Consider the following 13,805-nt stretch of genomic DNA (forward strand, 5'->3'; position numbering starts at 1 on the left):
TGTGGTCCCACGCGGAGGCGCGTGCGACCGGCACAACGGACTCCGGCCCCCGGGATGTCGCCACATCCCGGGGGCCGGCTCATGTCCGGTTCGCATGGGGCTCACGCCACCGTCAGTGTGAGTGCCCCCGTGTAGCTCTGGCCCGCCTGGATGGCGGTGGGTGTGTCGTCGACCGTCAGGGTGACGGTCCTGCCCCGCGGGGCCTTGACGACGGCGTCGGCGGCCAGCGTCAGAGCGCTGAGGTAGGAGGTGCCGGTGACGGTCCAGGTGGAGCCGCTGCCGAGGGTCACCACCACACCGTTGTTGACGACGGGGGAGGGGGTGTTGGTGACCTCGCTGATCTCCCGGTACTGCTCGAAGGTGATGGTGGAGACCCGGTGCTTCGTGGTGGTCGCGGAGATGACGCCCTTGACGGTGGAACGGGTGAAGTCCAGGACCAGGTTCTGCCCCTGGAGACTCGCGTTGCCGCCGCCCCTGACGGCGTTGTAGAAGTCGCCGCTCAGGTCGATGTCGGTGAAGGAGCCGGTCGCGTCGGTGGCCTGGGCGCTGGTGGTGACCCAGGTCGACGACTTGGCGGCGGAGCCGGTGGGCTCCGTGTAGGTGCCGGTCATCTCGGTCGTCCAGGGCTTGCCCGTGACCGAGACGCTGCTGGGCCGGTCGGTGTCCATGAGCTGGTAGATGACACCGTTGCCCGGGTCGAGGGCGGCACCCTCGGAGCCGTCGACCGTGACCTTGGCCGCGACGGCCTTGCACATGAAGGTGGTCTTGCCGGTCCTGACCCGGGTGCCGCCGTCGACGGTGACCGAGCCGGCCGCGTACCACAGCACCATGAAACGGCCGGCGTCGATGACGGTCGAACGCACCGGCAGTTTCTTCAACTCGGTGTCGGAAAGGCCGAGTTCGAGTGAGTCGTTCAGTGCCGCGACGGCTTCCCTGGTGCTGTCGCCGTAGTGGGCAGAGGCGCCCCAGTGGATGAGCGCGTAGTCGCCGACGTCGAAGGTGCAGCCGAGGAAGTGTTCGGTGACACTGCCGATGGCGTACGAACCATAGCCCTGGCCCTTGGTGTTGGCGATATGGCTGTTGATGGCGGTGAGGGTGCACCTGCTGCCGCCGTCGACGGACAGCGCGCCCCACTTCTCCGAGGAGATCGAGGAGTTGATGTACGACGCCCGGGTGCTCGCGCCGAGCAGGTTGGTGGCGCGGACGTTCCCCGACAGGCCCAGCATCCACGGCACGGTGATCATGTACCGGGTGTCGCCGGTGCCGGTCTCCGGGTACTCGGCGGGTACGTGGCTGCCGTCGGCGCAGTGGATCGTGGAGTTCTTGACGACGACGTTGGCGGTGGCGTCGGCGATGACCGCGGTGCGGACCACACCCTCGTTCTTGATGACGGCCCCGTCGATGACGAGGTTGGTGCCCTCTCCGGTGCCGACGACGGAGGCACCGTAACCGACGAAGTCGCAGCGGCCGTTGCCGTCGAAGGCGATCTTCGGCCGGGTCAGGGTGTAGGAGCCGCCGCCCGTGACGTACACGCCGTTGAACGACTCGCCGTCGGACAGCAGGGTGATGTCGCGCGCACCGGTGTCGGTGACGGTGCCGCCGCGTACGTCGGACGGGACGGACTTGGCCTCGTCGACGCCGTCGGCGTCGACATAGAGGGCCTGGCGGAGCGGGAAACTGAGGTCGCCGTAGGTGACGTCGTTGGCCACGGCGACGTCCAGGACCACCTTGCCCCGGTAGGTGCCGGCGGCGACAGCGGTGGCCAGTCCGCCGTTCCCGTCGGTGAGTTCGTTCAGCTTGGCTCCCGTCTCCACGCCGTTGACGGTGAGGGTGAGGCGATGTCCCTCGGGGGCGGCGATGACTCCGCCCTCCTTGATGACGAGCGTGTTCACCGAGGTGGTCTCGGTGAGTTCCAGGGTCTCCCCGGAGCCGACGGTGAGAGTCCTGCCGCCCTTCGCGGCGCGTGCGGCGGTGTGTCGCGTGGAGTGTGCCGCGGCCGGAATGGTCAGCGCGGGGGTGACCGCGAGGCCGCCGATCGCCACGAGGAGCGCGCGGGGGCGGGCCCGGTAGGTGACGTCCTGGTCCATCACGGACGTCCCGGCCGGACGGTCCGCTCCGGTGCTGCTTCTGCGTACCACTGTGAACTCCCTTGTCTTCCAGTGCAATCGGGCATGCCGACCGTCGCCGGCGCGCGGTGAACGGCGACGGCGAGGACGACGGCTGAACCCATGGAGAAGGCCTGCAGGCGAGGTTCGACTGCACGGTACTGTCGACACTTATTGGCCTACAAGAGGTGCGGCGTGGATACACAGGCAAGTACTGGCGACACTAGGCGGTTTGGGGGCGGCGGTCAGGGCACAAAAGATGCCGGGCCCGACGAAAGCCGGGCCCGGCATCGGTCAGGTCGGATCAGGTGAGAGGTTCGATTCTGATGTTGCGGAACCTGACCTTGTTGCCGTGGTCCTGCAGCCGGATCGCTCCCGCCGCCGGTGTCTCGGCCCTGCCCGCGGCGGTGGGTCCGTCGAGGACGATGTCGTCGTGCACCTTCTGGCCGTTCCACACCACGGTCAGCCGGGCGTCGGCGGTCTTGTCGCCGTTGTCGTCGAAGCGGGCGGCGCGGAAGACGATGTCGTAGGTCTGCCATGTCTCGGGCGCCTTGGCGGCGTTGCTGTCGGGCGCCTTCTTCAGATAGATGGCTCCGGCCTCGTTGGTGTCCAGCGTGGTGTCACCGTAGGAGTCCAGGATCTGCAGTTCGTAGCGGTCCTGGAGGTAGATGCCGCTGTTGCCGCGGTCCTGTCCGGTGACGTCGTCGGGCAGCAACGGCACACGGAACTCCGCGTGCAGCTTGAAGTCCTGGTACGCGTCGATGGTGCGGATGTCACCGCAGCACACCTCCATCGACGATTCGTCGGAGAGCGGCCACTCCAGTTTCCGGCCGTCCGTGTGCTGCCACTGCGACTGCGAGGCGGCGCTCCCGTCGAAGAGGGCGACGGGCGCACCGTGTCTGCGGACGGTGATCAGGTCGAGGTTCACATTCCCGGTGTCGCCGGTGTCGAAGCGATAGGAGAGGGTGTTCTTCCCCGCACGCAGCGCCACCTGTTCGGTCTGCGTGGTCCAGGTGTCCCAGTCGCCCGTGGAGGCCAGCTTCACCTGCCGCAGTTTCTTCCCGTTGGCGTACAGGGAGAGGGACTTGGTGCCCTGGAACGGGTTCGGGCCGTTGGAGTACCGCAGGTTGACGTCGTACGTACCGGCCTTGCCGACCTTCACGTCGAAGGTGGTGCCCGCCTTGCCCTCGGTGCTGTACCGGTCGACGAAACCGCTGCCGGAGTGCCCGGCATGGTCGGTGTTGACCCCGGCCGTGCCCGTGAGACGTGCCTCCTCGGCCTCGTACTGGACGGCGGGCGGCGGCTGCTTGCCGGGCAGGGCGTTGAGCGTGTACCAGGCCTCGGTGCTCCACAGCGACTCGCCGGACTCCGAGGTGAAGGGGCGCGGGGACCTGAGGTGGACGACGCGTCCTTCCTTGAGGCCGTCCAGCCGCAGCTTCACGGTGCGCCCGTCCTTCGACAGCTCGGCGGAGCTGACGGGCAGCGTCTCTTCGCCGATCTTCGGGCCGCCGTAGTCGGCGGTCGGCGTGTATGTCCACTGCTCGGCCTGGTAGCGCTCGGCCAGTTCCTCGGCCGTCTTCTCGGACACCGGCTGGGTGTACGTCAGGTCGAAGCCGCCCGGTACGGCACGCATCGTCTTGATGTCGAAGGTGTTGCCGCCGCTGGGCGTGAGCTTCTGCAGGCCGAACTTGAGCTTGCCCTCCTGGCCCCAGTTGCCGTCGGCGCCCAGTCCGCCGGTGTAGAACGAGCCGTCGGGACCGATGGTGAGGCGGTTGACCCCGGCCTCAAGGCCCTGTGTGTAGCGGAAGACGGCGCCCTGGTACTCGCCCTTCACCTTCTCCAGGTACGCGCGCTGCAGGCCGCCGTAGGTCACGTCGCCGATCAGCATCTGCCCCGCGAACTGGCCCTTCTTCAGATACAGGGGAGTGGAGGGCGAGTTGGCGATCTCGTTCTGGGGCAGCCACAGCACCGGGTCGGTCGGCACGGCGGCGTCGAAGGCGCCGGACGGCTCGGTGTAGTGGTTGAAGAACCGGCCCTGCTTGACGTGGACGAGCTTCGACGAGGGAAGCCACCCGCCCTGGTTGTCCGTGGCGAACAATTCGCCGTCCGGGCCCCAGCCGATCCCGTTCGGCGTGCGGAGCCCGCCCGCGACCGGGCTGATCTTGCCGGTCTTCTTGCTGACCTTGTACGTGGTGCCGCGGCCCGGCGCCGGCTGCGGCACCGTGGTCGCGCCGCCGAGGTTGATGGAGACGGACAGGTTCACGTAGAAGTAGCCGTCGCGGTACAGGAGTCCGAAGGCGAACTCGTGGAAGTTCTTGCCGTACGGCCAGGTCGCGACGGTGCGGTACTCGTCGGCCACGTCGTCGTGGTCCCGGTCGACGAGCCGGGTCAGCTCGTGCTTCTGGGAGACGTACAGCGAACCGTCGACGTACTTGATGCCCATGGGCTCGCGCAGCCCGCTCGCCACCTTCTTGACGGTGACCTTGTCCTTGCTGGTCTCACCCGTGACGTGATCCAGCAGATACACCTCTCCGGAGAGGTTGTCGGTGCCACCCCAGGTGCTGATCGCCAGCCGCCCGTCGGGCAGCCAGTCCATTCCGCTGACCTGCGGTTCGAAGCCGTCGGGCCGCAGGTCGGTGAGGGTCAGGTCGGGTCGCACGTCCGTGAGCGGGAGGCCGTCGCCCGGGGTGTCGCCACCCGCCTCGCACTCCTTGCGTCCGGGCGCCGTCACACGGACGACACCGGCGTCCGTGCTCAGCGCCTCACGGGGCACGACGGTGAAGTCGTCCGCGCCCGGCGGCTTCCAGGCCAGTTGGAGCTGCTGGCCGCCGTCCCGTTCGAAGTAGTCGATGCGCAGCGGGTGCGATCCCGCGGTGAGCGCGACGGCACCGTCCTTCGGCTCCGCGCCGTGGAGCCCGTCGTGGTCGACGACCGTCTCGCCGTCGATGGCGAGACGGGAGCCGTCGTCGCTGACGAGCCGCAACCCGTACGTGCCGTCGCTCGGCACGACCAGATAGCCGGTCACCTCGGAGACGAAGCGGTCGGAGAACCCGCCGAAGTCGTCCGTCGTGGACCAGTCCACCGTCGATTTCAGCGCGTCGTGGTTGGGGGTCTGTCCGGGCTTGAGGGTGCACAGCTTGCTCAGCGGCGTCTGCACGTCGAACACGCGCAGCGTGACTCCGGGTTCCTGGGGCGGGATGTCCGCGGCGCGGCCCGCGGCGTCCGGGGCGGCTGAGGAAGCGGGGGCGGCCAGCAGGCCACCGGCCAGGACGGCTCCGGTCAGTAGGGAGGTGAGGAGTCTTCGGGCACGCAGGAACTGATGCTGGGACAACGGTCCTCCATGAAGCGGGACCGGACCGTGCCGGATTGCGTTCCGGTCTGCAGTGATGTGGCTGCGGTGCGCCGCCAACCTAAGGGACTTTCGCTTGGCATGTCCATACTTTGTCATGCCAGTGTTCAAAGTCCGTCGGGGGACCGACGGAGGTTTCGATCCCCCGACGCCGGAACCACTCAGGCGCTGAAGCCTCCGTCGACCGGCAGCACGACCCCGCTGAGGTGGCTCGCCCCGTCGCCCAGCAGGAACGCCACGGTCGTGCCGACCTCAGGACCCGTCCCCACCTTGCGCAACGGCGTGGCGGCGATCCGTGCCTCCACGCCGCCGGGGATCGCGCGGCGCAACTGGTCGAGCATCGGCGACTCGACCGGACCGGGAGCCAGCGCGTTCACCCTGATGCCGAGCGGTCCGAAGTCGTGGGCGGCGGTGCGGGTCAGACCGATGACCGCGTGCTTGGTGGCCTGGTAGGCGCCCATGCCGGAGCTGCCGCGGAGTCCACCGATACTGCTCACGTTGACGATCGAGCCGTGTCCCTGCTGCTCCATGACGCGTACCTCCTCACGGAGGCACAGCCAGGTGCCCTTCACGTTCACCGTCATGATCCGGTCGAAGTCCTCCTCCGGGACCGTGTCGAGGCGCCCGCCCTGGCCCATCGCGGCGTTGTTGAACGCCCCGTCGAGGCGGCCGAAGCGCGCGACGGTGGCGTCGACGAAGCCCGCGACGCTCGCCGCGTCCGCGACGTCCCCGATCGTGTGAGCCACGTCGTGTCCCGCCGCCACGAGTTCCTCGGAGAGCGCGGCGAGCGGTTCCTCGGTCCGCGCGACCAGCATGAGGGTGGCGCCGTCCGCGGCGAGCACGCGCGCCGTGGCGGCTCCGATCCCCGCGCTCGCTCCGACGACGAGGATGACCTTGCCGGCGAGCGGAGGTCGAGGACTGGGTGTCTGAGGCATGGTCATGTGCGCCCTTCTCTGATGTCGTCCGACGACCGTGTGCTCATGAGGCCTTGGTCCTGTCGGTGTTGTCGTTCCGGCTGTCCGGGCTGTCCGGGCTGTCCGGGCCGTCCCTGGTGTCCGGGGTGTTCTCGGCTTCCCGGAACGCCGTGACCAGCCCGCGCGCGGCCTCCGCCAGCATCGAGGTGTCGTTGCTGAGCACCACGAAGTCGCATCCTTCGCGCACCGCCCGCGCGGCCCGCTCGGGCACACCGCCGAAGGCGAGCCCGCAGCTCTTGCCCTGGGCGTGCGCGGCGTCGATCGCCGAGGCGACCAGTTCGAGGACCTGGGGCGAGGTCGGCGTGGACCCCATCGACATCGACAGGTCGGCGGCGCCGACGAACACGGCGTCGACGGAGTCGAGCGCGAGCATCTCCGGCGCGGCCTCGATCGCGTCGACACTCTCCAGCTGCGGGATGCACAGGACGTCGTCGTTGCCGGTGGCCAGGTACTCGGCGGTCGGGCGCAGTCCCCACGCGCCCGCCCGGCTGGTGCCGCCGGCACCGCGGGTGCCGTGGGGCGGGAACCGGCACGCCCACCCGACGGCGGCCGCCTGTTCGACGGTGTCGACATGCGGTACGAGGATGCCCATGGCGCCCGCGTCGAGGATCTTCTGGATCGTGGACGGCGTCTTGTCCGGTACGCGCACCAGGGGCACCATGCCCAGCCCAGCGGCCGAGTTGATCAGCCGGTAGGCGGTCTGCAGGTCGAGCGGCGCGTGCTCCATGTCGATCACGACGAAGTCGAACCCGGCGTACGCCATGATCTCGACCGGCTCACCCGCCGTGATCTTCAGCCAGGTGCCGAGCGGGGTGCTCTCGCGGTCCGGCGCGAACAGACCGGCGCCGGTGCGGCGTGGCGCGTTCACGGCATCGGGTAGTGGTCGGCGTTCAGTACCCATCCGGGTTTCCCGGAGAAGTCGGCGCGCGGCGGACTGAAGATGTCGATCAGCTGGTTCGCACCGGGATCGTCGGCCGCGGAGGTGTGCACGGTGGGCGGCGGGATGATCGCCAGGGACGGACTGCCCAGCCGTACGTGCTCGTCGTCGCGCCACGCGGTGCTGTCGGGCAGCCAGGGGGTGCGGATGTGGTGCACGTAGTGGCCCCGCACCGCCAGTGAGAGCTGTTCGAAGTCGTCGTGCGTGTGTGGTGAGAGCTTGCGCGGGTCACGCGGACCGCTGGTCTCCGGGAGGAAATTGACCATGAACGAGCGGGTGCGGAAGATACGGCCGAACCGGTCCGGGTCGGCGGGCACCTCGGAGAGCGGGTAGAACCGCACGGCCGGCTTCCCGACGGGCTCCGGCCAGCGGCGCAGCGGCGCGACGCGCGGGTGGGCCCGCGCGTACGCGGCCGCGTTGGCGGCCCGGTCCCGCCACGCGGCCTCGCCGGTCTCGACCAGGCGGAAGAGCGGGCCGTCGCCGTGCACGTCGATCCGTGAGGCACCGGGCGGGACCACGACGAGTCCGGGTGCGTCGATCACGGTGGCGCCGTCGTCGGTGCGGACCGTGAAGGCGGGGGAGTCGGCGGTGACCACCACGGCGAGCTCACCGTCGAGTGTCCCGTTGTCGAGCTCGTCGCCGGAGCGGGCGTCGGTGTGCACGAGCACCACGTTCTGGGCGCGGACGACCGCGGTGCGTCCGTCCGGCGTCGTGGCGCCGTCGGGCGGCGTGGCGCCCGGGGACACCTCGTCCCGGGCGGCGGGGTCCGGGGCCGCGAGGCGGTGGAGGTCGAAGTACTGCGCGGCCGCGATCGCGTCTCCGGTGTCCGGCCGCGGCGCGGTCGCCGTCGCGAGCGACGAGCGGGGGTCGTCCTTTTCATACACGATGAATGGTGTCCCTTCTTCCGAGCGTCTTTCCCGAGCGTGTGTCCCAGCCGTTCGCCTCAGGCGTCGAGGCCGAGCAGGCGGCCCGGGTTGTCGCGGACCATGCGTCGCAGGTCGGTCTCCGGGAGGCCGAGGTCGAGCAGCGCCTCGCCCACCCGCATCCAGGCGTCCACCGGTTTCGGGTTGGCCGCCTGCCCGAAGTCCGAGGCCAGCACGGTGTGCTCGGGGCCGAGCGTCTCGATCCAGGTCATGAGCTGCTTGGGGTCCCACTTCTGCAGCCCCTCCGGGTCGTACATGCCGACCTCGTGCTCGACGAACGCGCCGAGGCCGATGAGCTCGCGGCAGAGGGCCGGATCGGCTCCGACCACGAAGTCGGGGTGGCTGACGACCATCCGTGTGATGCCGCGCTCCCTCGCCGCCTCGAACAGCGTGCGGATGTACGCGGGATACATGTGGCCTCCGTTGACGACGGCCTCCTGCGCCTTGATCTCGTCGAGGATCTCCAGGGCCTCGGGCTTCAGCGCGCCGCTCTCGTCGACGATGTCGATGCGGTCCAGGGTCAGCGGCACGGTGGTCGTCGGGAACGCCCCGTCCTCGGGGTGGCAGTCGATGTGCCGGCCCGAGGAGATGGTGGGGAACCAGACGACCTTGCCGCCCATGCGCAGGCACATGCGCACGGCGTGCGCGTTGAGCCCGCCGACGGTGCTGTTGAGCGCGATGCCGCCGTAGGCGGTGGCGGCGACCTCGGCGAGGCGTCCCCTCATCGCCAGGATGTCCATCTGGGTGTTGTGGTGGTGGGACTTCGCGACCATCGCGCGCATGTTGATCCGGGCACCGTCGCGCGCGGCCTCGACGTGGTCGAAGCGGCGGGGGAACGGGCTGGGGCCGGAGTGCACGTGCATGTCGACCAGGCCGTCCAGGACGGAGGCGATGGCGGGACGTCGGCTCATGGGATCGCCCTTCGTTCGTATGGTGAAGGTAATGTTCACCATAGGACCCATGTCAACCCTGTCGAAACTCTTGTGCGCCATGGGGCGGGTAATTACGCTGACAGGCGTTCGCTTTGTGAACATGCAGTTCGGAATGCATTGGGTGTGGGCGACTCGCGAGCCGCCGACAGCCAGGAGCCGGTCTTGGAGGACGACGATGTCCGCACCGCCCCCCGCCGCAGAGCCACAGTCGGCGGCCCCGAACGACGCTCGCCCCGGCGGCTCGCGCGGTCCTGGCTCGCACGGTCCCGACATGACCAAGGTGCGCGCCGCGGTGCGCGGCGGGACCTTCGCCTATTTCGTGGACCAGTTCGACATCTACCTGCCGATCGTGGTGCTGGCGCCCGCGGCGGTGTACTTCCAGTCGGCGTCGCTGAGCGCGAGCACGACGGCCCTGCTGGCCTCACTGGTCTTCGCGTCGACACTCGTCGGCCGCCCGCTCGGTGCCATGATCTTCGGCCACTTCGCCGACACGGTCGGCCGCAAGCGCACCACGCTGGTCGCGGTCGGCGGCTTCGGCGTCATCACCCTGCTCACCGCCTGCCTGCCGGGCTACGAGACGATCGGCATGTGGTCGGTCGGCCTGCTCATCGCGCTGCGGTTCGTCGACGGCATCTTCCTCGGCGGCGAGTACACGACCGCGGTGCCCTTGGCGATGGAGTGGAGCCCGAAGGAGAAGCGCGGCCTCTACGCCTCGATCATCACCTCGACCTCACCCCTCGCGTACGCCGCGATCGCCGCGATCACGTTGCTGCTGCTGGAGGTGCTGCCGTCCGCCGGACTGCACAGCGCGTACGTGCAGTGGGGCTGGCGGATTCCCTTCCTGGTCGGCGCCCTGCTGTCGGCCCTGCTGTTCCGCTACTACCTCAAGCACGTCCACGAGCCGCCGGCGGCGGAGGCGGCCGGCGAGCGGCACCGACTGCCGTTGGTGCGGCTGGTGGTGCGCTACCCGAAGGCGCTGGCGCAGGTGTTCGTGCTGATGACCGGGACCTGGCTCGCGACCAACATGGAGGCCGCCGTGACGCCGGTGCAGCTCAAGGAGCACCTGCTGCTGTCGAGCAAACAGGTCACGCTGACCATGCTCGTGATCAACGTGGCCGCCGCGGTGTCCTTCCCCGTCTTCGGAGTGCTGTCCCAGCGCATCGGGCGACGGCGGTTCTACATCGGCTACGGCCTGGCGGTCATGGTGCTCGGCGCCGGGTCGTACGCGCTGCTGATAACCTCGAACGGCGGCCTGGGCGCGGCGCTCGGCTGGGGCGCCCTGATCGGTGTCTTCACCGTCGGCACGTTCGGCCCGATCGCCGCCTACCTGACCGAGCGGTTCCCGGCGAACATCCGGTCCACCGGCTACGGCGTCGGCTACAGCCTCGCGCTCATCGCGCCGGCCTTCTACCAGTTCTATCTGCGGCAGTTCGAGGGCGTCATGTCGGCGCATCTCGCACCGGCCGTCCTGATCGCGCTCGCCGGTGTGTTGATCAGCGTCGGAGGCTTCCTCGGCCCGGAGACGAAGGACGTCGACATGGCCGACGACAGCACGATCCCGGCACTGTCCTGAGCGGCCAGGAAGGCAGGTCGTCGAGACGCTCCCCGCGGCGTCCCCAGGTTGTTCCTCGGGGCGTCCGCGAGGTGCTTCCCAGGAAGGACGGCACGGTCCATTCGGGTAGCCTGGCAGGCGTGTTGAGCAGGTGAACACGCCCGAGCAGACTCCCTATCCTCGTCCGACGGAGGCACCCGTGGCCAGATCGACGCGGTCGGCGGACGCCGCTCGCGCGGACCGTGGCGACCAGGCGGACATCCAGGCGGTGAGCCGGGTCAGCCAGATCCTGTCGCTGTTCGAACCGGCCACCCCCGAAGTGACCGCCGGCCAGGTCGCGGAGCGCCTCGGCCTCAACCGCACCACCGCGTACCGCTACTGCACCTCGCTCGTCGCGGCCGGTCTGCTGGAGCGCAGCGCCGAAGGCGGCTACATACCCGGGGGACTGCTGCTGCAGCTCGGTGCCTTCGCCGTCAGCCACCGCCGTGTCGTGAACCTCGCCCCACGCCATATGCGGACGCTCTCCCGCGCCACACAGACCAGCGTGGTGCTCAGCCTCTGGGGCCTCACCGGGCCGGTGGTCTCCCGCGTCGAGGAGAACGTCTCCGCCGTCGTCGTCGTGTCCGTGCGCGTCGGCAGTCACCTGCCGCTGGACGCGGCGCAGAGCAAGGTCTTCCTCGCCTACCACGCCGACCAGCTGTCCATGGAACGGCTGACGGCGACGCTGGCCGGCCCGGCCAGGGACGAGCTGCGCGCCGAGGTCGAACGCGTGCGCACCGTCGGGCACTGCTCCGCGATGAGCACGCCCGGCGTCGTCGCGGTGGCGGCGCCCGTCTTCGACGAGTACGGCATCTGCGCCACTCTCGCCGTCATCGGCCCGGACAACACCTTGTCGATGTCCGACGACGCCCCCGAACTGCGCGTCATCGTCGACACCGCACGCGAGCTCACCCGCGAACTGGGCGGCCACTACCGGCCCGACGACCTGGGGCAGCGGGCGGTGTAGGGCGCGGCGCGGGCCGCCGGCGGCACACACCGGCCGCGGCGCGGTGCCGGCCACGAGCAGCGCGATCACGCGGTTCGGGCCGTGGGGGCCGGAGGAGTCCGAGAAGCCCCGGAACCGGCTTCGTCGACCCTCCGGGTGACGGCGGTGACGATGAGGTCGAGCGCGTACTCGAACTCCTCGTCGTGGCTGAACCTGGCCAGGTGCGGCGCCACTTCGACCAGGACGGGCAGTCCTGACGCCTGGAGGTCGCGCTGTCGCTTCGCTGTCGCTTCGGGGCCCACCAGTCCGAAGGTGGGACCCGCGGAGACCTCGCGCAGCAGGGTGCCGACGACCGAGGCCAGCATCGTCCTCAGCAGGTGCACCGCCTCGGCGGGCTCGCAGCCGGCGGCGCGCAGCACCGTCAGCAGCGTGGCGACGGGCCGCAGACCGGCCGTGGACGAGACCTGCCGGGTGAGTACGAGGGCACCGGCGCGCGGATGTGCGAGGGCGGCGGCCCGGAACGTTCTCCCGATGGCCCGCAGGTCCGCGTCGAGCGATCCCGTCGGCTGGGGGAGCGCCGCTCCGACGAGGATGTGCTCGGCGACGGCGTCGAGGAGGTTGTCCTTGCCGTCGACGTAGTTGTAGAGGCTCTTCGCGTCGACTCCCAGGAGCCGGGCCACGGAGCGCATGCTGAGGCCCTCCACGCCCTCGTCGTCGATGACGGAGATCGCGGCCTCGACGACGACATCCCTGGTCAGCGTGGAGGAGCCCTTGCGGGGGCGGCCGCGCCGGGGCGGCGTCGCGGACCGGTCGCCGGCGGGAGTCGTACGAGTCGTCACCGCTCCATCATGCCCCATCCTTGCGGAAACCCACGGCGTGGACTATAAACGTGTTGCGCAATACCCACGACGTGGATTTAAGCAGTGGAGACCGGCATGCAGCCCTTCCCGTGGAACACGACGAACGTGGTCGACCTGCCAGGTGCGGGCACCCCGGTCGACACACTCACCGACCCGAGCCGCCTGCCCGGAGGCCCGGGAGCGCGCCTGGCCGCGGTCCGCGTCGAGGGGGCCGACTTCAAGCGGGAGTTCGCGACGACGGGCACGCCCGACAGCGTCACGACCTGTGATCTGGTCACGCTGCCCTACCCGACGCGGTTCGGCCTCTTCCGGGCCTCCCGTGCCATCGCGCCGTTCCTGTCGATCACCAACCGCATGCTCGTCATCCGATGGCACGAGACCGACGGCCGGGCCAGGGTGCTGCTGTTCGAGCCCAGCGACGTCGAACTGGGCCAGTACACCCCGTACTTCGACAGGCTCGCCCAGCGCACCCCGGCCGCGGTCGCCCGTCTGATGCTGACCCGGCACGCCACGGTCCCGGAGCACCTCGCCGCGCTGGGCATCGCGCCGGAGGACGTCGACTACCTGCTCTTCGACCACCTGCACACCCAGGACCTCCGGCGCTGGGTGGGGACGACCGCGCACCAGGAGGACCTCGGCAACCGGCCCGAGGCGGCCTTCCCGAACGCCAAGGTCATCGTGCAGCGCGACGAACTCGCCGGCATGGCCGAACTGCACCCGCTGCAGAAGCCCTGGTACCAGCCCGCCTCCTACCGGGACGTGCCGCCCGAGGCGTTCCTCCCGATCGAGGGCTCGGTGGTCCTCGGCCCCGGTGTCGCCGTGGTGAAGACCCCCGGGCACGTGTTCGGCAACCAGAGCCTGGTCGTCAACACCTCGACCGGTATCTGGGTCAGCAGCGAGAACGTCATCGCGGCCGAGTGCCTGACACCGGAACACTCGAAGCTGCCGGGCCTGGCGAGGTGGAGCCGTGAGTGGGGACACGAGGCGGTCCTCAACGCCAACACCATCGAGACCACGGCCGACCAGTACAACTCGGTCGTCCTGGAGAAGACGCTCGCCGACCCGAGCCGGAGAGACCCGCGCTTCCTGCAGTTCTTCCCGTCCAGCGAACTGACGGCCGCCTGGACGAACCCGGGCACGAAGCCGACGTTCAGCCACCGTGCCCTCACCCACACCCGTTAGCGAGCC

10 protein-coding genes are annotated in these 13,805 nt (G+C 69.8%); 3 read left to right on the forward strand and 7 right to left on the reverse strand.

Translation table 11 applies throughout. The features are described from left to right. Positions 1–101: 101 nt before the first annotated feature. The 6 genes from ACLVWQ_RS06130 to ACLVWQ_RS06155 form a co-directional block, all read right to left on the reverse strand. Positions 102–2,138 (reverse strand): hypothetical protein, encoded by a 2,037-nt coding sequence (locus ACLVWQ_RS06130; protein ID WP_414107124.1) that lies wholly within the window; start codon positions 2,136–2,138, stop codon positions 102–104. A gap of 271 nt (positions 2,139–2,409) precedes the next feature. Next, positions 2,410–5,436, reverse strand: coding sequence for a family 16 glycoside hydrolase (locus tag ACLVWQ_RS06135; RefSeq protein ID WP_414107125.1), 3,027 nt, complete (start codon positions 5,434–5,436; stop codon positions 2,410–2,412). Positions 5,437–5,615: 179 nt separating this feature from the next. Beyond that, positions 5,616–6,395, reverse strand: a complete 780-nt coding sequence (locus tag ACLVWQ_RS06140; protein WP_414107126.1) for an SDR family NAD(P)-dependent oxidoreductase — start codon at positions 6,393–6,395, stop codon at positions 5,616–5,618. A gap of 37 nt (positions 6,396–6,432) precedes the next feature. Then, positions 6,433–7,296, reverse strand: coding sequence for an HpcH/HpaI aldolase family protein (locus ACLVWQ_RS06145; RefSeq protein WP_414107127.1), 864 nt, complete (start codon positions 7,294–7,296; stop codon positions 6,433–6,435). After that, on the reverse strand, positions 7,293–8,249 hold the full coding sequence (locus tag ACLVWQ_RS06150) for a hypothetical protein (RefSeq protein WP_414107128.1): 957 nt from the start codon (positions 8,247–8,249) through the stop codon (positions 7,293–7,295). The genes ACLVWQ_RS06145 and ACLVWQ_RS06150 overlap by 4 nt, the downstream gene beginning before the upstream one ends. Before the next feature lie 59 nt (positions 8,250–8,308). After that, entirely contained in the window at positions 8,309–9,199 is an 891-nt protein-coding gene (locus ACLVWQ_RS06155; RefSeq protein WP_414107129.1) for a DUF6282 family protein, read from the reverse strand. Positions 9,200–9,491: 292 nt separating this feature from the next. On the opposite strand from ACLVWQ_RS06155, the gene ACLVWQ_RS06160 reads away from it, so the two are divergent. Both ACLVWQ_RS06160 and ACLVWQ_RS06165 read left to right on the forward strand, forming a co-directional pair. After that, a complete protein-coding gene (locus ACLVWQ_RS06160) occupies positions 9,492–10,793 on the forward strand; it encodes an MFS transporter (protein ID WP_414107130.1) in 1,302 nt (433 codons plus the stop codon). Between the two features lie 178 nt (positions 10,794–10,971). Continuing rightward, positions 10,972–11,778, forward strand: a complete 807-nt coding sequence (locus ACLVWQ_RS06165) for an IclR family transcriptional regulator (RefSeq protein WP_414107131.1) — start codon at positions 10,972–10,974, stop codon at positions 11,776–11,778. Positions 11,779–11,843: 65 nt separating this feature from the next. Here the strand turns inward: ACLVWQ_RS06165 and ACLVWQ_RS06170 are convergent, their stop codons facing one another. Continuing rightward, complete coding sequence (locus ACLVWQ_RS06170) at positions 11,844–12,596, reverse strand: TetR/AcrR family transcriptional regulator (RefSeq protein WP_414107132.1); 753 nt, start codon at positions 12,594–12,596, stop codon at positions 11,844–11,846. Positions 12,597–12,692: 96 nt separating this feature from the next. Here ACLVWQ_RS06170 and ACLVWQ_RS06175 point away from each other — a divergent pair, with 96 nt between their 5' ends. Further along, complete coding sequence (locus ACLVWQ_RS06175) at positions 12,693–13,799, forward strand: hypothetical protein (protein WP_414107133.1); 1,107 nt, start codon at positions 12,693–12,695, stop codon at positions 13,797–13,799. Positions 13,800–13,805 lie beyond the last annotated feature (6 nt).

This window comes from Streptomyces sp. CWNU-52B (assembly GCF_047444975.1).
In the GTDB taxonomy this organism is placed as follows: Bacteria; Actinomycetota; Actinomycetes; order Streptomycetales; family Streptomycetaceae; genus Streptomyces.